At 61.3% G+C, this 21822-nt stretch carries 20 protein-coding genes; 11 read left to right on the top strand and 9 right to left on the bottom strand.

The window, feature by feature from the left end; translation table 11 throughout:
* Positions 1-12 precede the first annotated feature (12 nt).
* The 4 genes from HNO79_RS11295 to HNO79_RS11310 all read left to right on the top strand — a co-directional run bounded on the left by HNO79_RS11295 (position 13) and on the right by HNO79_RS11310 (position 5411).
* The gene (locus HNO79_RS11295; protein ID WP_214165272.1) at positions 13-1101 is read left to right on the top strand and encodes a 2OG-Fe(II) oxygenase; all 1089 of its coding nucleotides are present in this window, start codon (positions 13-15) and stop codon (positions 1099-1101) included.
* A gap of 132 nt (positions 1102-1233) precedes the next feature.
* On the top strand, positions 1234-2607 hold the full coding sequence (locus tag HNO79_RS11300) for a purine-cytosine permease family protein (RefSeq protein ID WP_214165271.1): 1374 nt from the start codon (positions 1234-1236) through the stop codon (positions 2605-2607).
* Positions 2604-3884, top strand: coding sequence for a cytosine deaminase (locus HNO79_RS11305; protein ID WP_214165270.1), 1281 nt, complete (start codon positions 2604-2606; stop codon positions 3882-3884). Before HNO79_RS11300 ends, HNO79_RS11305 begins: the two co-directional genes overlap by 4 nt.
* A gap of 492 nt (positions 3885-4376) precedes the next feature.
* Complete coding sequence (locus HNO79_RS11310) at positions 4377-5411, top strand: alcohol dehydrogenase catalytic domain-containing protein (RefSeq protein WP_214165269.1); 1035 nt, start codon at positions 4377-4379, stop codon at positions 5409-5411.
* Positions 5412-5452: 41 nt separating this feature from the next.
* Here HNO79_RS11310 and HNO79_RS11315 read toward each other — a convergent pair whose 3' ends face one another.
* From HNO79_RS11315 to HNO79_RS11350, 8 genes are read right to left on the bottom strand one after another with little or no spacing between them, the layout of a single operon-like run.
* Complete coding sequence (locus HNO79_RS11315; protein WP_214165268.1) at positions 5453-6289, bottom strand: alpha/beta fold hydrolase; 837 nt, start codon at positions 6287-6289, stop codon at positions 5453-5455.
* Complete coding sequence (locus HNO79_RS11320) at positions 6286-6687, bottom strand: RidA family protein (RefSeq protein ID WP_200409078.1); 402 nt, start codon at positions 6685-6687, stop codon at positions 6286-6288. The genes HNO79_RS11315 and HNO79_RS11320 overlap by 4 nt, the downstream gene beginning before the upstream one ends.
* Positions 6684-7169, bottom strand: a complete 486-nt coding sequence (locus HNO79_RS11325; protein WP_010515319.1) for an aromatic-ring-hydroxylating dioxygenase subunit beta — start codon at positions 7167-7169, stop codon at positions 6684-6686. The genes HNO79_RS11320 and HNO79_RS11325 overlap by 4 nt, the downstream gene beginning before the upstream one ends.
* The gene (locus HNO79_RS11330; RefSeq protein WP_029329598.1) at positions 7169-8449 is read right to left on the bottom strand and encodes a Rieske 2Fe-2S domain-containing protein; all 1281 of its coding nucleotides are present in this window, start codon (positions 8447-8449) and stop codon (positions 7169-7171) included. Before HNO79_RS11330 ends, HNO79_RS11325 begins: the two co-directional genes overlap by 1 nt.
* 43 nt (positions 8450-8492) lie before the next feature.
* The gene (locus HNO79_RS11335; protein ID WP_048856596.1) at positions 8493-9839 is read right to left on the bottom strand and encodes a metal-dependent hydrolase family protein; all 1347 of its coding nucleotides are present in this window, start codon (positions 9837-9839) and stop codon (positions 8493-8495) included.
* Complete coding sequence (locus HNO79_RS11340) at positions 9836-10696, bottom strand: alpha/beta fold hydrolase (RefSeq protein WP_048856595.1); 861 nt, start codon at positions 10694-10696, stop codon at positions 9836-9838. Before HNO79_RS11340 ends, HNO79_RS11335 begins: the two co-directional genes overlap by 4 nt.
* Complete coding sequence (locus HNO79_RS11345) at positions 10693-11454, bottom strand: ABC transporter permease (protein ID WP_214165267.1); 762 nt, start codon at positions 11452-11454, stop codon at positions 10693-10695. Before HNO79_RS11345 ends, HNO79_RS11340 begins: the two co-directional genes overlap by 4 nt.
* Positions 11451-12227, bottom strand: a complete 777-nt coding sequence (locus HNO79_RS11350; RefSeq protein WP_214165266.1) for an ABC transporter ATP-binding protein — start codon at positions 12225-12227, stop codon at positions 11451-11453. The genes HNO79_RS11345 and HNO79_RS11350 overlap by 4 nt, the downstream gene beginning before the upstream one ends.
* Positions 12228-12447: 220 nt before the next feature.
* Here HNO79_RS11350 and HNO79_RS11355 point away from each other — a divergent pair, with 220 nt between their 5' ends.
* From HNO79_RS11355 to HNO79_RS11385, 7 genes are all read left to right on the top strand, one after another.
* Positions 12448-13500, top strand: coding sequence for an ABC transporter substrate-binding protein (locus HNO79_RS11355; RefSeq protein WP_214165265.1), 1053 nt, complete (start codon positions 12448-12450; stop codon positions 13498-13500).
* Positions 13497-13865 (top strand): hypothetical protein, encoded by a 369-nt coding sequence (locus tag HNO79_RS11360; RefSeq protein ID WP_214165264.1) that lies wholly within the window; start codon positions 13497-13499, stop codon positions 13863-13865. The genes HNO79_RS11355 and HNO79_RS11360 overlap by 4 nt, the downstream gene beginning before the upstream one ends.
* Positions 13862-16090, top strand: a complete 2229-nt coding sequence (locus HNO79_RS11365; protein WP_214165263.1) for a N,N-dimethylformamidase beta subunit family domain-containing protein — start codon at positions 13862-13864, stop codon at positions 16088-16090. Before HNO79_RS11360 ends, HNO79_RS11365 begins: the two co-directional genes overlap by 4 nt.
* A 6-nt stretch (positions 16091-16096) precedes the next feature.
* Positions 16097-17638 carry an aldehyde dehydrogenase family protein gene (locus HNO79_RS11370; protein ID WP_214165262.1) on the top strand — a complete coding sequence of 514 codons (1542 nt, stop codon included), beginning with the start codon at positions 16097-16099 and terminating at the stop codon, positions 17636-17638.
* Entirely contained in the window at positions 17635-18357 is a 723-nt protein-coding gene (locus HNO79_RS11375) for a GntR family transcriptional regulator (protein WP_048856589.1), read from the top strand. The genes HNO79_RS11370 and HNO79_RS11375 overlap by 4 nt, the downstream gene beginning before the upstream one ends.
* Positions 18358-18415: 58 nt before the next feature.
* The gene (gene tenA / locus HNO79_RS11380; RefSeq protein ID WP_214165261.1) at positions 18416-19126 is read left to right on the top strand and encodes a thiaminase II; all 711 of its coding nucleotides are present in this window, start codon (positions 18416-18418) and stop codon (positions 19124-19126) included.
* A gap of 63 nt (positions 19127-19189) precedes the next feature.
* On the top strand, positions 19190-20701 hold the full coding sequence (locus HNO79_RS11385; protein WP_214165260.1) for a type 2 periplasmic-binding domain-containing protein: 1512 nt from the start codon (positions 19190-19192) through the stop codon (positions 20699-20701).
* A 23-nt stretch (positions 20702-20724) separates the two neighbouring features.
* Here HNO79_RS11385 and HNO79_RS11390 read toward each other — a convergent pair whose 3' ends face one another.
* Complete coding sequence (locus HNO79_RS11390; RefSeq protein ID WP_214165259.1) at positions 20725-21654, bottom strand: beta/alpha barrel domain-containing protein; 930 nt, start codon at positions 21652-21654, stop codon at positions 20725-20727.
* Positions 21655-21822: the final 168 nt, after the last annotated feature.

The raw sequence follows: 21822 nt of genomic DNA on the forward strand, positions 1-21822 counted from the left end.
AGAGCAAGTGCCATGTCCGTAAACCCATCCATCCTGGTAGGGGACCCCGCCCCATGGTTTGTGCAGCAGGGGTCCGACGCACATGGCGACTATCATTTCGACAAGGCCGCCGGACGTTACAGCGCCCTTTTCTTCTTTCACTCCAGTCTGGAATCGGATGTCACCGCCAGCCTTGAACGGCTGGCCGCCCACGGTTCGCGCATTGACGGCATCCATACTCTTTTCTTCGGCGTTACGAACGACCCGCAGGACAGGGAGCGACTGCAGGCGCTGTCATCCAACCCTGCCATAAGGTTTTTCTGGGATACGGACTGCAAGGTCAGCACCCTGTACGGCTTTGCCGCCGATACGCGCCCGTTCTGGCTGCTGGTTGATCCCATGCTGCGAGTTCGCGCGGTCTTCCCCCACGGCCCGCATGTCATTGATGAGATCCTGCCCATCCTCGCCGCCATTCCATCCATGATGATGCGTGAGACATCCGGACCTGTTCCCGCGCTGATCCTGTCTGATGTATTCGAACCCGAATTCTGTGACCGGCTGATACGTCATTATAAGGAAAAAGGTGCGCGACCATCGGGCATATTCATGGAAAATACGCCCGGCCGTTCGGTGCCCGTGCTGGATTCCATGTTCAAGCGCCGCCGTGACTGCCCCATTGAGGACGCGCACCTGGTCAATCAGGTGCAGTTACGCATCACACGGCGAATCGTTCCCGAAATACGCAAGGTTTTCCAGTTCAACGCAACACGGCTGGAACGCCTGATCATTGCCTGTTACGCGGCCCGTGAACGCGGGCGGTTTGGTCCCCACCGTGATGATACCCTCACAGCCGCCGCCCACCGGCGTTTCGCGGTGTCCATCAACCTCAATGACGCCTTTGCCGGCGGGCAGGTCACATTTCCTGAATTCAGTCCGCGTGGCCTGGCGCCCCCGGCTGGCGGCGCACTCGTATTCTCCTGCGGCCTCATGCACAAGGTCGAGCCCATTACACAGGGGGAACGTTTTGCATGCCTGACCTTCCTTTATGATGAGGAAGCCGCACGCATACGCGAAGCCAACTGGCAGGCCGCGCGCGCGTCACGGCGCAACACGGCGGGCTGACCGATGCGCATGGCGCGGGCCATATCGACGGGCGACGTGTCACGGTGCCCTGCGTACCCGTCCAATTGCCATGCGCGGCTTCCATTCATACGGTGGTGAAACGATGATCATGACACAAGCGAATCGAAACCCGTGGCAAAGATAGAAGGTGCCGGTCCGGAAACCGTCGAACGCCCCGTGCCGCCAGAATTGCAGACCATGTCTGCCGACCGGATATTCTGGAGTCATTTCTCCCCCAACCTCGCGCCGGCGGCATGGGTCATTGGCGTGCTGGTGGTCAGCCTGGGGCTGGGCGGCTGGTCCGCCTTTGTGGTCCTGCTGATCGGCAACGTGCTGGGGGCCCTGCCGGTCGCCGCCTGCGCGGTCATGGGGCCGGATACCGGATTGCCGCAGATGGAAGCATCGCGGTTTTCCTTCGGCAGCAGGGGCAAACGCCTTCCCGCCCTGATCAACTGGGTGAACTGCATTGGCTGGGATGCCGTCAATAACGTCCCGTCTGCCATAGCACTCATCCTGCTGGTGCAGACATGGGGCATGACCCTGCCATTCTGGCTTGCGATGGCGATTCTGGCGTTGGCGCAGCTTCTGGCCAGTGCCGCCGGGCACGACACCGTGCAGACCATTGAGAAATATCTTGGGTGGATTCTTCTGGCGGCCTTTGCATTTAGCGGGTGGATGGCCGTCACGCATCGACCCGATGGCACACCGATGGTCGCCGCCCGTCCCGCACCGGACGGTGCGCATATCCTGCTGGCACTGGGCGCGGTCAGCAGTTTCACGCTGGCCTGGACGGCCTATGCATCGGATTACACGCGCTATGTTTCGCGCCGGACCGGGCGGGGCAAGGTGTTTGCGCTGACTTTTGGCGGCATATTCAGTTCCGCCATGCTCATGGAACTGTTCGGGCTGCTGACGGGCGCCATGATCAGCAGCCCTTCGCCGGAATCCGTCATTCTTGCCCTGCAGTCCTGGATGGGGCCGCTGGCACCCGTTGCCCTTGCGGCCATCGCGCTGTCATCCATCGCCATCAACGCGGCCAATGACAATACGGCCGCTTATGCCCTGATCTCCGCCGGGTCACGGCTGCCCCGTCCGCTCAGCGCCGTGCTGACGGCTGGACTGGCCTATGTGCTGGCCGTCATGGGGGAAGGGCGTTTTACGACCCTGTATGAAAACGCCCTGCTGATGGCGCTGTACTGGATTGCCCCATGGTGCGGGATCGTCCTGACGGACTGGTACGCCCGACCTCCTGCCCTGAAAGCGCGCCGCATGGTGACCCCGCCGGGCTGGAGTCCGTCCGCCATCCTGTTTGTTGCCGTGACGGTGGCCACGATCATCCTGTTCTCATCCACGCCGCTATATATCAGCCCTGTCGCCCGCCTGCTGCAGGGGGCTGACATTGGCTATTTCGTTGGTTTTGCAATGGCCGCGACCGGCCAGTATCTTCTTCTACGCCAGCAGGCGCGAAAGTACCGCCTGACCGGCATCAAGGTGACCCAGGCATGATGGATCTCGTTCTTACCAATGCAACGCTACCCGACGGCACGCGCGCCGATATCGCAATCCGCAATGGGCTGATTGCCGACATCGCGCCCCGGTTCACCGGTGAGGCCGGGCGGAAGATAGACGTGGGCGGCCACCTTGTTTCCCCCCCGTTCGTGGATTCGCACTTCCATCTGGATTCCACGCTTACGGCCGGGGTCATACGGCACAACACCAGCGGTACGCTGGCGGAAGGCATTGCAATCTGGAAGGAACTGAAACCGACCCTGACCGAGGAAGACATCTATAACCGGGCAAAACGCCTGTGTGAAATGGCGATTGCCAAGGGAAACCTGGCCATTCGCAGCCATGTCGATACCAGCCCGGAGGAGCCGCGCGCCGTGCGCGCGCTGCTGGCACTGCAGAAAGACATGAAGCCGTGGATCGACATCCAGCTGGTCGCGTTCCCGCAGGATGGATTTTTCCGCATGCCGGGGGCGGCGGCACGTCTGGAGCACGCGCTGGACATGGGGGTGAATCTGGTCGGGGGCATACCGCATTTCGAACGGACCACCAACGAAGGCACGCAGTCGATTGAAGCCCTGTTCCGCATTGCGGCGGATCGGGGGCTGAGTGTCGACATGCATTGCGATGAGACAGATGACGCATCTTCCCGTCATGCCGAAACCATGGCGGCCTGCACGATCCGCTACGGCCTGCAGGGCAGGGTAGCCGGGTCCCATCTTGCATCGATGCATTCGATCGACAATGCCTATGCTGGCAAGCTAATCGGGATGCTGGCGGACTCCGGAATGGGCGTTATCGCGAATCCGCTGATCAACATCACGTTGCAGGGGCGCTATGATACCTATCCCAAGCGGCGGGGCCTTGCACGGATTCGCGAACTGGTGCAGGCGGCCGTGCCGGTCGGTTTCGGTCATGACTGCGTCATGGACCCGTGGTACCGCCTTGGCAGCCATGACATGCTGGAAGTGGCCTCAATGGGCGCGCATGTCGGACATATGACCGGTGAGGAAGAACTGCTGGACTGCTACCGCGCCGTGACGGAGAATGCAGCACGTATCATGGAACTTGACGGATACGGCCTGGCGGTGGGCAAGCGGGCGGATATGGTGGTGCTGCAGGCATCTTCCCCGATCGAGGCACTGCGCCTGCGTCCCACCCGCCTGTATGTAATCCGGGCGGGAAAGGTCATTGCGCAAAGCCCCGCGCAGGCGACCATCCTGCATCTCGATACCCCGTTTGAGGAACAGCCAATCCGGGATTCCGGGCAGAACTGACCGGCCCGTACCGTCGGACGGCCGTACAGAAATCATGACCGTTTCCGGATGTCGTCTTTTTGGCAAAAAAGGCGATATGTCCCGACATCTGTCCAGAAAACCTCGACAGAAACATCCGTGGAATTTTCAGGATGTTTCACTGATCTCTTATTAAAGCAACCGGCCATCATTTTTCCCTGATTCCCATCAGGTTTCAGTAACGCGGCAGCCCGATCGGGCTGTCGCGACGGAACGCCACGACCTGATCCGGGCAGCATGCCGCGCGTGACGTAATGGCATGGGCAGACAGGTACGTTCAGTCCCAGACCGCCCCGCACGAAACAAAGAATAGATTATGGTAATTAATAGATATTACGTAACATAATATGTAATATTACATTTAAAAATACCTGTAATACAATATATACGTTGCCGACATGAAATGATTAAGGTATGTATACATATGTTGATTTATCCTTGTTCATGATCATTTAGAAAATGGGAGAATTGTCCATGTCTGAAACCGATACCATGCGCGTTGTCCGCTTTATGGAACCCAGGCGCCCGTTTGCCCTGCGCGCGGTATCCGTGCCGTCCCCCGGCCCGGATCAGGTGCGCGTGCGCGTTGCCGCATGCGGCGTCTGCCGGACCGACCTGCACCTGCGTGACGGGCTGCTTGACCTGGGAAAAAGGGATTTCACCGTAGGCCACGAAATCTCCGGCACCATCGAATCCTGTGGCGACAACGTACCCGCGCAATGGCAGGGCAAGCGCGTGGTGATCTATTACTATATCGGCTGCGGCCTGTGCCGGTACTGCCGCAGTGGCGAGGAATATCTGTGCCCCACGCCCAAGGCGCAGCCCGGCTTTTCCAGCGACGGGGGATACGCCGAAAATATCGTGGTACCGCTGCGCAACTGCGTGCCGCTGCCGGACAATGTGGACATGGCGGAAGCCGCCCCCATGGGCTGTGCCGGTTCCACTGCGGTACATGCGGGCAAGATGGCTGAAATCTGCCCTGGGGAATGGGTGGTGATCAATGGCGCGGGCGGCGTTGGCATGGCCGTGGTGCAATATGCACGTTATGCCGGCGGCCGGGTCATTGCGGTGGGCATGGGGGCCGAACGGATGGCGCTGGCCCGGCAACTTGGCGCGGAATACACGATCGACGCAGCGGAGGTGCCCGATGTCGCGGCCCGTGTGGCGGAAATCACGGGCGAGGGGGCGGACGTCGTTTTCGAACTGGTCGGCACCAGTGCCACGATGAAGGCCGCCATCACCATGCTGCGTCGACGCGGGCGGATGGTCATGATCGGGTATACCGCCGAGGACTTCCATGTTCATCCCGTTGAGCTGATCGTGCGTGAAATTACCGTGCGCGGGTCAGTCGGTTCATCGCTTGAGGATCTGTATGAAGCCATCGACCTGCTGGCGCGCGGGGTCATCCAGTCGCCCGTGGCACGTCGTCACAGTCTTGAAGAATTCGAAACCGCATTGTCCGAAGTGCAGGACGGCGAACTACCCGGTCGTGTCGTACTGCTTCCGTAATCATGGCAGGCAGGGAAGGTCGCTTCCCTGCCTGTAACACCTTACGCCGCGCTGACTACAAGGCGCTGCAGAAGGGGCACGACAACCGCATCGAATGCTTCGGGCTGTTCCAGGTAAGGCACGTGGTTTGACTTATCGATAAACACCAGCTCCGGGTTCCCCAGCGCGGTACGGCACGCTTCACCGACCTCGGGCGGGACAGCCTTGTCCTGCCTGCCCCATACCAGCAGCATTTTCTCTGGCGGATAGAGCGCGGACAGCCGCTCCGCCACATAGTCGGCAGAAATGCCGTTAACCAGATAATCCCCCAGTCGACCGAACGCAGCCCCGGCACCAGGGAATGTATTGATCCGCCATTCTTCCTCGATCATGGCCGGGGTAATGCCCGACGTATCGTACAGGACAAATTTCAGCTTGTTTCCAAACAGGTTTTTATCCTGCACCCGAACATTCCGGCTGATGGTCTCGGCCACGTCCTGGCTGATCGGCACGACACCCAGTGCGCCGACCAGAACAAGTCCCGGCACGCGCCCGGGGGCAGTACATGCCGCATAGGCCGCGATATGCGCCCCAAGCGATGTCCCGACCAGCGGGGCGGACTGGATATCCAGCGTATCCATGACCTGCAGGATGAAATCGGCAATGGCGGGAACGGTCGAGGGCGCCGTTTCTTCCTTGCTGGCAAACCCGTGTCCGGGCAGGTCGCACGCAATTGCGCGAAAACCCAGCGCGCCAATGCGTTCAACGGTCGTACGCCAGCGGTCGGCGCGCGCGCCCAGACCATGGATGAACAGGACGGCGGGACCGGTCCCGGCCTCGATAATACGGGTAAAGCCGTTGCCAACAGTCAGCGGATAGCAGATGGAGGGAGTGGTCATGAAACTGGGCTTTCAGCTAGGGTTGCGATGGCTTCGATTTCCATCAGGGTGCCATCACCAATCAGTCCGGCAACCTGCACCAGCGTGCTGGCGGGACGCCATTCGCCAAAGATTTCGGACCGCACCTGATTCAGCGCGAAACGGTCCTGCAGGTCCGTCAGGAAAAAGGTGAGTTTCACCACATGGCGCAGGTCAGACCCGACACCTTCCAGAATGCGCGACAGAAGGGCGAAAATATGCCGGGCCTGTGCCTCGGCATCATTCGCACCCACCAGGCTGCCATCCTCGGCCAGTGCAAGCAGGCCGGATACATGGATCTGTTCCCCCGCCAGCACGGCATGCGAATATGGCCCCACCGGCGCGGACAGGCCGGGGGGGCAGAGGGCGCGCGGCATCATATCGGCGTGGCCAGCAGGGTCAGGATCGCACCGGTATCAACCAGAACCCGCATTTTTGCGATCCGCAGCACGCCGTCGACACGCTTCAGTTCGGCATGGTAGCGCCCGACGCTGAACAGCCGCGTCTCACCTGCCTGAATGGACTGGAACAGGGAATACGCGGCCGTGGCGGTCCACATACCGTCCTGCGCCGTGACGCGCACCGGGCCGATGATATGGCAGTCGTAATGAATGTTGAAGACGTTCGCTTCACGCAGGGAATAGACGCGGTCGTCAAGCATGTCGCGGCTGTCACACAGCATGAGCGATAGTGGCAGGTTCTGTTCCACGTTTTCCCGGCTGATGATTTCATAGAGGCAGTCGGGCAGGAACAGGGTTGTCCAGTCTTCCAGCCTGTCCGCGTCCAGAAGACGGCCGTATTCCTCGAACAACATCGTGACTTCCAGATGCATCTCGGGTGAGATGCCACATATGGCGTTCATTATGCCGTCTCTCCCGCCCTGATACCCATAAGCTTGCAGTAATAGATCCAGAACCCGCGCATCGGCACGTCACTGATCAGGTTTTCCTGATCCGTTACCGGGCCACGGCCACCGAATTCGACAATGGAATGCTTGTCCATGTCCCGCACGATGGCACGGTGCACCAGTTCAACCGCTTCGCCATCCTCCATCGAGACCAGACCCGCAGGCCCCGCCAGATTCGCCTTGCGCAGGCGGTGACGCGTCATGGCCTCATCATCATCTTCGTAGCCGAAAAAGGTCGAGACGATTTCAAACTCATCGGCTGAACGCGGGCGCAACTGGCGTACGGCCAACGTATTGCCGATCTGCTGCAACGCCGCATTGGCAAACAGCGATGTCACCGCCAGCGTCAGATTGTCGGGAAATTCCTTGTAGTAACGCAGAAGGGAGGGATCCTTCAGCTTGATGTTCATGTCCCCACGGTCGGTCCCGGCATAGCCGCCATCGCTGGCGCCGTCCTGATCCGTGCGTCCCCCCTGTGCGGCCCAGGACAGGTTATGCTTGCCATCGGCGTCCACTCGCGCGCCGCCGGTACCGCTCAGGCGCGCGATGCCGAAGGTGATCTGGAACATATGCAGCAGACCGCCATGGTTGGGGTCGCGCAGGTTGTCCGTATAAAGCTTCCAGTTGCCGAAAATCCTCTGGCGCTGGTAGCCCAGGACCTTGACGGGCTTATGGAACAGCCGCTTGACCTGATGGGTGAACACCGGGCCCAGATACTCCTCCAGTGGCGGTGTCTCCTCGCAGAAGGTGCCGAAAATGGCGCCGTTCATCGTTTCCACCCGCAGGCGTTGCAGGTTGTGGCAGGCCTTGTCAAAATCGGCGGGCAGTCCGCCCACCCCCTTGATCCCCTTCTGGAACGGCACGCCGATCAGCTTGCCTGTCAGGTCAAAGGACCACTGGTGGTAGCAGCAGGTGTGCACCTTGGTATTGCCATGCAGGTTGCGCTGCACTTCCGCCCCGCGGTGGCTGCACCGGTTGACAAGGGCATGCAGGCTGCCATCGCGCGCACGGTTGACGATGACCGGCGTATCGCCCACCTCAATCAGGCGGTAATCACCCGGATTGGGAATCTCCGCTTCCAGCGCAAGGTAATTCCATATCGGGCCACGAAAGATACGTTCCTGTTCCAGTTCGAATACGTCAGGATCGCGGTACATGCCGTATGGTATGCGACTACAGTCAGCCGCGGGGAAAGTATAGCGTGACAGGGCATCAGCCCCGGCGGGTGCGGTCATGAAGGATACTCCGTATGGGTCGGTCCGGAATGTGGAAAGGGCACTATGGCAACTGCATTGGCGTATGGCCGGTGGACGCGCGGGTGTATGTCCGCGTCCAGTATCCCTGCGCGTTTTCACAGGGGTGACGTGGTATCTCCATCGGCATGTCAGGCAGCACGACACGCGCACCGCCAAGCCAGACATCCGTCATGCGTTTCCTGTCTTCAAGCTGCGTGATATCGGCCAGCGGGTCACCGTCAAACACAAGCAGGTCAGCCAGTTTTCCCGGTGCTATGCTGTCAAACTCCTGGCCACCACGCAGCAGGCAGCGGTTGCGGTGCGTTGCCGTACGCAGCACCTCGTCGGCCGGCATGCCAAGGAAGCTGACAAGGATCGACAGTTCCCGGGTTGCCCATTCGCCATAGGGCGTCATGGAGAAGCCGGTTTCGGATCCACTCAGGATCGGAACGCCTGCGTCATACGCGCGGCGCAGGTTATCGGTCGCTTCCGCCAGTTCCTGACGCTGCACGTTGGGCCACCAGTCATAGGACGGGTCATCGGGCTGGGCATACTGGATGTTGTTGACCAGCATGAGCAGGGAAGGGCAGATCGTGCAGCCTTCCCCCGCAGCGGCGCGCACGCCTTCGTCATCAATGCGGGAAGCATGATAGAGGATGTCCGCCCCGGCGCGCGCGGCATACAGCACGCCTTCGCGCCCGCGGGCATGTATGGCGACCCGGCGGCCAAGGCGGTGGGCCTCCCGGATCATGGCCGTCGTTTCATCCTGCGTGAAGGTTGCATACAGGCCACCCGAATTGCCGCCCTGTATCCCGTCCATCGCGATCTTGATGATATCGACGCCATCCTTTGTCTGCTGACGGATGGCCTCGATCGCCTCGGGAAGGGATGTGACCAGCCGGCCGGTCGAACATGGCGGGCAGCCGATCCATGATGGATAATAGTCATAAAGCCCCTGGCGGGCCGTCAGGGCCTGCCCGGCTGCGGTAATGCGCGGCCCCTGGAACATCCCGACATACAGGGCATTGCGCAGCGATGGCGTGACCAGACCCGCGCAGGCGGGGTCCAGCAGGCTGGTAAAGCCTGCGGCCAGCATGCGCTGGGCCGCCGCCAGGGCACGGATGGCACGGTATTCCAGATTGGGGTAAAGATCCACTTCCTCTTCCGAACGGGCATTGCCGTACGACAGGTGGGTGTGCAGATCGCTCAGTCCCGGCATGACCAGGTGGCGGCTGTAATCAACCACCACGTCATCAGGACCGGGAGCAGGCAGGGAGGCTGCGGGATAAAGGCCCACAATACGGCCATCTTCAATCACCAGTGCGTGATCATGGCGGTAGGTGGACTCCGTGCCGGTAAAGACACGCCCGCATTTCAGAATGGTTCTCATGCGGAATATCCGGTGGCTAGAAGCAGAAGGGAAAGCGCTGCGTCCACATCCGCTGCCCGTTCGGACATGATGGCATGACCGCAGTCGCCCAGAAGGGTCAGATCGGCATGGGGCATATGGTCCAGCACCAGTCGGGCCATGGGGCCAGGCGGACATGCCCGGTCCTGCAGGCCGTGCAGGATACGGACGGGCATGCGTATGGTGGATGCCTCCCTTGCCGGAAGGGAGGCCGCCTGCAGGCAGGCATCGGGATCGGCCAGCATGGCGGCAAAGGCGGCGCGGCGCGCGCTGTCGCCTGCGGCCTGCCAGCGGGCCTCCACCACCATGGATGGCGGGGGGGCGCAATCGGCTGTCATCGGGCGCATGGCCGCCGCCAGCGCCGCACGATCGGCTGGGGCGGACCAGAAATCACGCAGCGCAGGTGTTGCCTGCCGCTGCCCCGCCGGGGCGCCGATAACCATGACCCCACGCAGGGAAGGACGCCGTGCCGCCACGCGCAGCGACAGCGCGCCGCCGACCGAATTGCCAATCAGGTGGGCATCCGGCCCGGCATGGTCCAGCACCCGGTCAACCTGTTCGATCCACAGCGGCACATCGAAGGTACATGTCCTGCCGGGCGGCACGGCGCCGCCAAAACCGATCAGGTCGATAACATGCACGTCATGGCCGGCAGGCAACCGGGCCAGCAGGGGGGCAAAATTAATCTGCCCCGTCGTGCCCGGACCGATGCCATGAACCAGTACCAGTGGGGGAGCCCCGCCCGTGCCACGGCGGATGCGCCATGAAAAGTTGATGTCGTCCACCCTGTCATGCGCCTGGACCCACTGCTGGGCCGCGCCCTGTGCCGGGGCGTTCATCGGGCTGCCCCGCCAATGCCGGGCGCCCAGTACAGGATGCGGCGCAGGACCCGATCCACCACCGTCCAGATCAGGACCGTCATGACCGCCAGCACGAACAGGGCAGCAAACATGACATCGGTCTGTATGCGGGCATTGGCGTTCAGCATGACATAGCCCAGCCCTGCGGACGCGCCCACCCATTCACCCACGATCGCACCGATGGGCGCGATGGCCGTGGCGACACGCAGCCCGGACCCGAAGGCCGGCATGGCTGCGGGCAGCCGCACATGGCGCAGGATGGCACCCTGTTTCGCCCCCATTGTATGGGCCAGGTCCAGCCAGCCGGGATCGGTATGGCGCAACCCATCGGAAAATGCGGCGGCGACGGGAAAGAAAATGACAATGGTGGCCATGACCACCTTCGACATCATGCCGAACCCGAACCACAGCACCAGAAGCGGCGCCATGGCAAAGGCCGGGATGGCCTGGCTCAGCAGCAGCAGCGGCATGATCCAGCGCTGCAGGCGCGGGGAAAAGGCCATTGCCAGCGCACACAGGCTACCCAGAAGCGTGCCGATGGCCAGCCCGAGCGCCATTTCGGAAAATGTGGTGAATGTGGCTGACGCCAGCAGCATGCGCTGCTGCCACAATGCATGCAGCACGGCGGGCGGCTGCGGCAGCAGGTAGAACGGAATGCTGCCCAGACGTGTCACAGCCCACCATGCGCCGATCAGCACGACAAACGTGACAACGGGCCGGACCAGTGTCGGGATCATGCGCCATGTCCTTCCATGAGAATACGCATGAGGTGCCCCTGTATGTGGAGCAGCGCCTCATCATCCGGTGCGCGGGGTGTCGGTCCCGGCACTTCTATCGGGGGGCCCAGTCGCGCGGGGTGGCCGGTCAGAACCACCAGCCGGTGCCCGATGCGACAGGCTTCAAGCGGGTCGTGGGTGATGAGCAGGACGGTATGGTCCTGCAGCAGTTCGGCGGTCAGGTCCTGCACCTGCGCGCGCGTGAAGGTATCCAGTGCGGAAAAAGGTTCATCCATCAGGACAAAGGGATGGCTTTCATACAGCGTGCGCGCGATGGCGACGCGCTGACGCATGCCGCCGGACAGTTCGGAAGGCAGCGCCTTTGCCCGATCCTGCAGCGAGACACGTTCCAGCAGGTGCCGCGCACGATCGGGTTCCTGCCGCTCGCCACGCAGGCGTGCGCCCAGCATGACGTTCTCGATCACGGTCAGCCAGGGGTAAAGCAGGTCCTGCTGGCCCATATAGGCAATGCGCCCGGCCAGGGGCAGCCCGTCCGTCGCCGTGACCGTACCCGCGCTGGCGCGCGTCAGGCCGGCGACGATCTTGAGCAGGCTGCTTTTGCCCACGCCGCTCGTACCCAGCAGGACAACGAATTCACCGCCCTGAACAGTCAGGTCCAGATCGGTAAAGATGGCACGTGTGCCGTATTGCAGACCCAGTCCGGAAATGCGCAGTCCCGGCAGGTCGACCGGCTGGTGCGTGGACGGGCGGAGAGGGGCATCGTTATCGGTCATGTATACAAATTGCCAACGTCGAAACGATAACGCAACATGATTCGATGCTGATTCGAAAAAATTAATCCGTCATGTTCTGTTGTTTTCTTTATTTTACAAATAATTCTTAATCAGGACGCCACGCGTCGGTTTTCTTGTTGCGAACCCGAAATGCCTATGTATACATTTTGGTGAATGTTCTTTTTTGGCGACATGTCCGGATGAACAGAAAAGGCAGCACATGAAACAGCAATCAGGGAACGGCGCCGTACAGCGGACCACAGTGGCAGCGCCGCAGGCGGCCCGCCCGGCAGGCAGGGGAATGATCCCGCTGTCCCGGCGCGGCTTTATGGGTGGTGCGCTGGCCATGGGCGCGCTGGGAACGCCACTGGCCCCCGCGCGCGCCGCGGGAGGCGAGAAATTTACGGTCATTCTGGACTGGCTGCTCAATGTCAATCACGCGGTCCTGTTTGCCGCGCAGGAATGCGGGGCATTCACGCGCGCAGGGCTGGATGTCGAACTGATTTCCCCCTCCGACCCCGATTCCCCATCCCGGCTGGTCATGGCGGGTCAGGCGGACGTGGCGCTGGGTTACGGCACACAGATCAACCTGCTGGTGGATCGCGGGCTGCGGCTCCTGCGTTTTGGCACGCTGATTGACCGGCCGATCAATGTCATCGCGGCAATGGGAAACGGCTCCATCCGCAATCTGGCTGACCTGAAGGGCAGGCGTGTCGGCATTTCGGTCAGCGGGGTGGAAGAAAGCCTGCTGGCGGCAATGCTGCATTCCGTCGGGCTGTCGATTTCCGACGTGACGGTCACCAAGGTCAATTACCAGATGGTGACGGCATTGCTGACCAACCGGATTGACGCGGCCATCGGGGCCTACCGCAATGCCGAGGTGCTGGAGATCGAACAGACATCAGGCGTGGCCCCCGTCATTTTCGCACCCGAAGACCATGGCGTGCCGATGTATGACGAACTGATCGTCCTGACGCGACAGGACCTGCGCAATGATCCCCGCATGGCACGCTTCGTTGCAGCCATTGCACAGGGACGCGAAGCACTGGTCGCGCATCCCGATGACATGCGTCGTGCCTTTGTCGCCCGGCACCCTGAACAGGATACCCCGATCCTTGAAAAGGCGTGGGCCATGACAATCGGGTGGATACCCGAATCCCCCGGTCATCTGGACACGGCACGGTACGAAGCATTTGAAAAGTTCTGCCTGTCTTACGGCGTCATTTCAAAACTGGCGCCTCTGGACAGTTTTGCAATGGAAACCGGCGCATGAGAGCCAACGCCCCCCGGATCGATCCGGCCGACCTTGACCCGGTGCGTGAATTCCGGGCCTGCCCCATTGGTTTGCACAGCCCCGCGCTGGAAGCGATGCTGAATATCCTGCGCGCGGGAACAATGGGCGGGAAATACTGCATCATCTGCCTGGAACCCCACAGGAAATGGGCGCTGGGCCGCCTGTCGGGCATACGCGGCGTACCACCGGAGGTCGTGCCCGACGTGGAATATGACGACCTTGAAGAAGCGGAATGGGATGTTTTCCGCCGACGGTGGGAGGCGGAAACCGGCACGCGCCTGCCCCCCGAATTCGACGCCCCCCTGCGCGAAACGCCCACGAACACGGCGGGAGAAAGCCGATGAAAACCCTGCTTGGCTATGCCGACCAGATCAGCGTGACGGCAGGAGACGAAATTGCGTTCCGTGTCAGCAGCGAAACGGCCGAAGCGTATGACGCCACGATCGTGCGGATTGTAAATGGTGACCTGAACCCTGCTGGTTCCGGCTACCGCGAGGAAGAAGTGCCCGGCACCGCATGGCATATCCAGGGCCGGCCACAGAAGATTCACGCGGGTTCGTGCATCGTGGTTGACGCGGCGGTGCCGCTGGACCGCCTGGCCGATGGCTGGAGTGTCACGCTGCTGGCGCGTCCGACCCTGCCGGACAGCAGCGGGCAGGACGGGACCGGACAGGTCATGTTCAGCCTGCGCGATCGTATGTCGGGCGGCGGAATGGAAATTGGCATAAAGGGGGAAGCAGGCGCTTACGTCACGGTGCAGGGCAGTCAGGCACGCGTGACCTGTGCCGCGGGCGTGCCCATGCGCCGCCATGAATGGTACAGGCTCCGCGTCGCATTTGACGCCGCAAAGGGCGAACTGACCCTGTCGCAGGCGGCGCTGGAAAGCTGCGCCGGCATTGCCGACAGCGCGGACGTCACGGTTGCCTGCGCCGTTGAACCGGCATGGACATCCGCCGCGCGCATCATCATCGCGGCCCGCGCCACCGCCGAAGGCGAAACCATTTTCGGTGGGTTCTATAATGGCAAGCTCGAAGCGCCCTGCCTGCTGGACCACGCGGGCGCAGTGATCGGGCAGTGGGACTTTTCCATCGGGATCGACGGACAGGACATATGCGATCAGGGGCCATTCCACCTGCATGGTCATACCTGGCAGATGCCCGGACGCGCCATGACCGGCCACAACTGGAACGGCAGCATACGCGCATGGCAGGATGCGCCGGAACAGTATGGTGCCATTCATTTCCATGAAGACGATATTATTGACGCGGGATGGGCCACGGATTTTTCGTGGCAGGTTCCCGCAGGTCTGAAAAGCGGGCTTTATGCCGCCCGCCTGCGCAGTGCGACAGACGAGGACCATATCCCCTTTGTCATCCGTCGCACAGCGGGCACAGGGCATGCACCGCTGGTTTTTGTCCTGCCGACCGCAAGTTACCTGGCATACGCCAACGAACATCTTGCCATTGATGCCGCGCTGGCGGAGCGGGTGCACGACCACGTGCCCGTATTTGGCGCGTCGGACGTATTTCTGGCGGAACGGCGCGAATTCGGCGCATCGCTGTATGACCGGCACAGCGACGGGTCGGGCATCATGATATCCTCGCGCCTGCGCCCGGTGCTGAACATGCGCCCCAAATATCAGTCATGGCTTGGGGGAACCGGGTCGGGCCTGTGGCAGATGAACGCCGACACGCATATCATCGACTGGCTGGAACACGAAGGTTTTGACTACGACATCATTACCGACGAGGACCTGGACCGCGAAGGGATAAAGGCACTTTCCCCCTATCGGTGCGTCATGCTGGCCAGCCACCCTGAATATGTCTCGACCCGGATGCTTGATGCGCTGGCGGCGCACCGTGCGGATGGCGGGCGACTGGTGTCGCTGGGGGGCAACGCGCTGTACTGGCGCGTGGTCTATCACCCCACCATGCCCGGCGTGATGGAACTGCGCCGTTGCGAGGTCGGCAATGGCTGGATTACCGACCCGGGTGAAAGCTGCCATGCCTTTGGCGGTGAATATGGTGGCCTGTGGGAACGCATCGGCCGTCCGCCGCACGAAACGCTGGGATCCGGCTTTATCGGACAGGGTTTTGACAAATGCACCTATTTCCGCCGGCAGGCGGACAGCTACAACCCGCGCGTGACCTTCATATTTGACGGAATAGAGGGCGACATCATCGGGGATTTCGGGCTGATTGGCGGGGGGGCCGCAGGCATAGAACTGGACCGTGCCAACAGCGCGAAGGGCACGCCGCTGAACACGCTGGTACTGGCGCGGTCGGAAGGGCATACCAACACCTATCTTCCCTCGACCTGTGCGCTGCTGATCAATTACGCGGGGCAGGGGGCGGCGCAGTCCGACCTTGTCCGTGCCGAAATCGTATTTTTCGAGACAGCCGAAGGCGGCGCCGTCTTTTCCACCGGTTCGATCGCATGGAGCGGCAGCCTGTCCCATGCGGATTACGACAATTCCGTCTCCCGCATGACGGGCAATGTCGTGCGGCGCTTTATCGACCCGGCACCCTTTGAACTGCCTGCATCGGCAGCCAGACCCGTCTCTTTCTGAAAAAAAATGAAGATACATGATGAAAAGGATTTCGCGATGACGGCTTCCCGCATGGAACCCGACCTTGCAACCCTGCTGGGGCCGGATGCGTCCGCCATCCTGTCAGCGCCGCATCGTAATTTCATTGATGGCCAGTGGCGTGACAGCCTGTCGGGGGAAACCTTTCCCGTGACCGACCCGGCAACCGGGCAGGAAATCGCACGCATTCCCCTTTCGGGCAGCGCGGATGTCGACCTTGCAGTGGCCAGCGCGCGCCGTGCGCTGCAGGACGGACCATGGGCGCGCATGAACGGCGCGGAGCGTGGCCGCCTGCTGTGGCGGCTGGCCGACCTGCTGGCGCAGCAGACGGACGTGTTCGCCCGCCTGGAGGCGCTTGATACCGGGCGGCCGGTTTTTGAAACCCGCCTTGTGGACCTGCCCGGATCGATCGGCATGCTGGAATACATGGCAGGCTGGTCCACCAAGATAAACGGGGAAAGCATACCCGTATCCGCCCCCGGCACGTTCCATGCCTATACCGAACGTGAACCGGTTGGCGTGGTGGCGGTTATCGTGCCGTGGAATTACCCGCTGGAGCTGGCAATATGGCGCATGGCCCCGGCACTGGCGGCCGGGTGCACCGTGGTCCTCAAGCCCGCAGAACAGACGGCACTGACCACGCTGCATCTGGGCCGCCTGATCGCGGAAGCAGGCTTCCCGTCCGGTGTTGTCAATATCGTGTCGGGGGAAGGTGAAACCGCCGGGGCGGCGCTTGCCGGACATGGGGATGTCAACGCGATCTCCTTTACTGGTTCCACGCAGGTCGGGCGCGAAATCATCCGCGCGGCAGCGGGGAACATGAAGCGGGTCTTTCTGGAACTTGGCGGCAAATCGCCCATGATCGTGCTGGACGATGCCGATCTGGAACAGGCGGTGCCGGGTATTGCATCCGCCATTTTCTTCAGCGCGGGGCAGGTCTGTACGGCGGGGTCGCGCGTGTTCGTGCACGAACGCATATATGACCGCCTGCTTGATGGCATTGTCGCCTTTGCCCGCAACCTGGAAATCGGGCACGGTCTGAATGATGCCACCCGCCTTGGCCCGCTGGTTTCAGCCGAGCAGCGTGACAGGGTAGCCGGGTATCTGGCAGAAGCAGCGCGTACCGGCACACACTTCGCAACGGGTGGCGCACCGGTTGATGGCCCGGGCTATTTCATGCAGCCGACCATTGCGGTTGATGTCGACCCGCAGGCGGCACTGTACCGTGAGGAAATTTTCGGCCCGGTCCTGTGTGTCCGACGTTTTGGCGATGACCAGATCGATGATGTCGTGCGCATGGCCAATGACACGATCTACGGCCTGCACGCCAGTATCTGGACAACCGGCCTGTCACGCGCCCACACCCTGGCGCGGCGCATCAAGGCAGGCAATGTATGCATCAACACGCATAATTTCTTCGATCCCGCGTTTCCCATGGGCGGGTTCAAGCAGTCGGGCTGGGGACGCGCTGCGGGTTTCCCTGCTATAGAGCATTATACGGAACTGAAGGGAATTGTTGCGCGCCTATGACCGATGAAGATGCACTGACAGGAAACGTCACGCCGGCAACAGCCCGGGCGCGGGGCCGCCGCACCGCCCGCAAGGGGACGACGCGCGCGCCCACGCTGGCCAGTATCGTGCAGGAGCGTATCCAGAAGGCGATCGTATCCGGGGTCTTTACGCCCGGCATGTGGCTGGAGGAAGAAAGCCTGGGGCAGATGTTCAGTGTATCGCGCACGCCGGTGCGCGAGGCGCTGCGCCGCCTTGCCGCGCAGGGGACAGTTGAAATCCGCCCCCGTCAGGGCGTGATCGTCACCAAAATGAATGATGCCCGCGTATTGCAGACGCTGGAAGTCATAGCCGAACTTGAAGCAGCAACCGCAAGACTTGCGGCAGAACGTATGAGCGACGCGGAACGCGACAACCTGCATACGATCAACGAAGAACTGTCAGACATCATACGCAAGGGCAGCCGTGCCGGTTTCGACCGGCATAACGAACGCCTGCATGCCGCAATCAGGCAGGGCGCCCATAACGAGATCATGGCCGATTCCGTAGCGCAGATGCGCCAGCGCGTGCTGCCCTATACACGCGTCGAACGGATGGAATCAGTCGAACAGATGACCGTATCCCACGGCCAGCACCAGACGATTGTCTTTGCCATTCTGGAAGGACACGGCGAACTGGCCTACCAGACAATGCGCGTGCACGTCATGCAGACAGGCCAGCTGGCTGAAGACGGGGACTGAACCATCCGGCCGGCAATCCACCACAGCAGGGCACGCCAGATAGAGAAAGCATGCAGACATGAATATCCAGACAGGACCGGATACCACCCCCGAATGCATCAAGGGGACGTTTTTTGCACGGCTGCGCAACGCGGCGCCGGCCGCGTGGCAGGGTTACGTGAGACACCCGTTCGTACGCGGCATGGCGGATGGCACGCTGGATCCCGCGCGGTTCCGGGCGTTTCTCATGCAGGATTACCTGTACCTGCTTAATTACGCCCGGGCGTACGCGCTTGCGGTCTATAAAAGCGACAGTTTTGAAGAAATGCGGGAATCGGCCGATATCGTGGCGGGTATCCTGAATACGGAAATGGCCATGCATTTTTCGTATTGCGAAGGCTGGGGCCTTAGCCGCGCAGAAATGGAAGCCCATCCCCCAGCGCAGGAACTGCGTGCCTATGCGGGCTTCATCCTTGACCGCGCGCAGGCAGGCGACCTGCTTGACCTCCTGGTGGCACTTTCGGCCTGCCTGGTGGGATATGGCGAAATCGGTCTGGCGCTGGCGAATGATCCGGCGACCGTGCGCGAAGGCAATCCCTATTTCTCCTGGGTCAGCGTCTATGCCGATGAACCCTATCAGGACCTGATGCGCAGGGGCGTAAGCCGCCTTGATATCGTGGCCGCCCGGCGCGGGGGCGTGGCACGCCTGCCTGAACTGACGCGCCTGTTCACGACGGCCGTATCGCTGGAAACCGCTTTCTGGACCGCCGGACAGACGGAGATGACGTAAATATACAACGCCATCATGGCAGCATGACAGCACATGGCTACAGTACAACGACAGGATACCGGTATGTCTTCAGCAAGTAATCGCCAGCGTGTCATGCGGCCACACGATGCGCCGGTGCGACAGGGGGCGGGGCTGTGCGCCCTCATGGGAATGCTGGCGCTGCCGCATGCGGCGCTGTGCGGTGATCTGGTTGTCCGCAATACAGGCGCGGCGGATGCACAATGCCACATCGTGGACAGCGGCAGGGCGGATGCCGTCTTTACCGTAAAGGCGCAGGACACGGCGCATGTGGGCGCCCCGGCTGGCGGCATGATCAACAGTGTTGAATGCAACGGCCTGAAAACCCGTGAAATGCACATAACCCCAAAGGGAATGGACGGGTACGTCGTGCTGAACGGCAGGCAGAAGCGCGTGCTGAATGTATCGCTCTATCCATTCATTCCCAGCCTGCCAAACGGCAATTTCCAGACACTGGTCCAGCATGTCATCACCACCTATCAGGACAGCAACCCGGACGTGCTGCTGAACGCCGTAATGAGCGAGGACGTGGATATCTATAATCCCGCCCGTCTGCTGCGGCTCCTGTCCGGCAGGGGGTATGATGTCGTCGAACTGGATACATTATACATCGAATTCCTTGCCGCCCATAAACGCATCGCGCCGGTACGCATAAGCGGGGACGCCCCATGGCAACCGGGCCACGATGCCGTACTGTACCATGGCGTGACCTATGCCGTGCCAAGCTGGCTGTGTCTCGATTTCCTCTATTCCTATTCCCCGGATATCAAGGATATACATGGACTGGACCAGTTCATGTCCTACCTCAATCGCGAACCGGCGGGAAAACGCCATATTTCCGCTGATTTTTCAGGCACGACACGCCTGCCGTCCCTTTATATAGACGGATACGTGCAACGTTATGGCTATGACCATATCCGCGGTGCCTTCCGTATGCCGCCCGACCCGCAGGTCGTGAACAGCCTCATGCGCCTTGCCATTACCTGCACGGATGGGAAGGAAAACCATTGTGTTGACGGGACGCTCAGCCGCGCCGCGGATGGTGATGTCGACAGGATCTTTGCCGAAGGAAAAAGCGGTTTTGATATCGGTTTTTCTGAACAGAGCTTCTATATCAACCTGTTCAACCCCACCCATGCCGCATCCCTTGCCATGATCCCCGTGCCATGGGGCGAAAATGGCCAGACCATGCTGTACAGCGATGCCTTTGTCACGAACAGGACATCATGTTCCAGTGCGTCATGCCAGGCCGACAGCACCGCATTCACGACCATGATGACGGGAAAGGAAATAAAGACATATATCGCCTTTTCCCAGGATTTGCCGCAGGGAACGCCCGCACGACACCTTCTGGTTGGCACCCGTCCGTTCTGGGATCAGCAGCAGGTTCGTGACGATCCCGTCTACAGCCAGGTCAGGACTGTTATCGAAACGGGTCAGGCGTTTCCGCATGACCTGAATGAATCCCTGCGCGACCGGATGGCGCGGGATGTATGCCTCATGCTCAGGAAAGATATTCCCCAGTATGACTGCGACATGACGAAGGGACCTATGTAGGAGACGGGCCGGACGCAATCGCGTCATGACATGGCCAGTGCATCCTGTTCATGCTGGAGCAGGCTGCCCGCCAGGGCCCTGACCTCATCCGCCTCCCGACCGGTCAGGCTTGCGAAAAACGGTCCCATGACGCCCGTATCGGCAATCCCGGCCAGACGCACACCGTCATGCAGGACCGGGATGGGGGATATCCGGGCACGCAGGGCTTCAAATGGTGCGAACAGCGATGCAATGCGCTCCGCTTCCTCCATCTTACCAGCGCGGATCGCGGCATGGAGCTGCACTGACAGCCGTGGCGCAATGACACCGGACCCGGATGTGTAGTTCCGGACGCCATACCCGGCCGTGGCGACGATACTCTTTTCCCCGGCGCCATCAATGATACGCTCAGGACTGCCCAGCACGTCGACCAGCTGCGCAAGGTAGGGATGCGTCCCGTCGTCGTCCGCCGCTATGCCGTATTCGATCGTGCACAGCACACCATCGCGGATCAGGGCCGCGGCATCCGTCACGCACAGATAAGCCGGATCCTTGAAGAACACCATCAGCGGCTTTCCCAGCCGGTCTGTCAGGCGACGCAGGCCGGTTGCGACACCGTTGCCATTGACAGGAGCAAACGGCAGGAGGATGGCAGTGGGAAAATCCCGTTCCCGCAGGATCGCGACCTGATCCCATGCCTTGCCAAAATCAGCGCCGATGGAGGGGATGACCCACTCATCCGGCTGCGCCATGTCCTCGATCAGGTCCAGCAGCGCCCCATAGGTGCTGAGCGGCTGGTTGAACAGGTTGGCCACGCCGCCATACATGAATGAACGGACGCCGCCATCGCGCAGCCATGCGTTCAGGCGCCGGTTTTCCGTCAGGTCGAACGACCCGTCCCCATGCCGTGCAACCGGGGGCAGGGCCATGATGTCGGCGTTGATATCATTGGGGCTGATCTCGGTGGTTTTCATCGCGTATCCAGGGCTCCATGCAGATATGTCGGTATCGCCACGTCTCCATTGAGCGTGCGCCCGGCATGTCAGGCAAACATCAATTTGATGTCGTTTCGGCATCAAATTGATTGTTTGATACGCATTGCAGTGCGCTATCGTGTTTCCGAACCCACTGCCACCCTTACC

This window comes from Komagataeibacter oboediens (assembly GCF_018491655.1).
Taxonomy (GTDB): Bacteria; Pseudomonadota; Alphaproteobacteria; order Acetobacterales; family Acetobacteraceae; genus Komagataeibacter; species Komagataeibacter oboediens.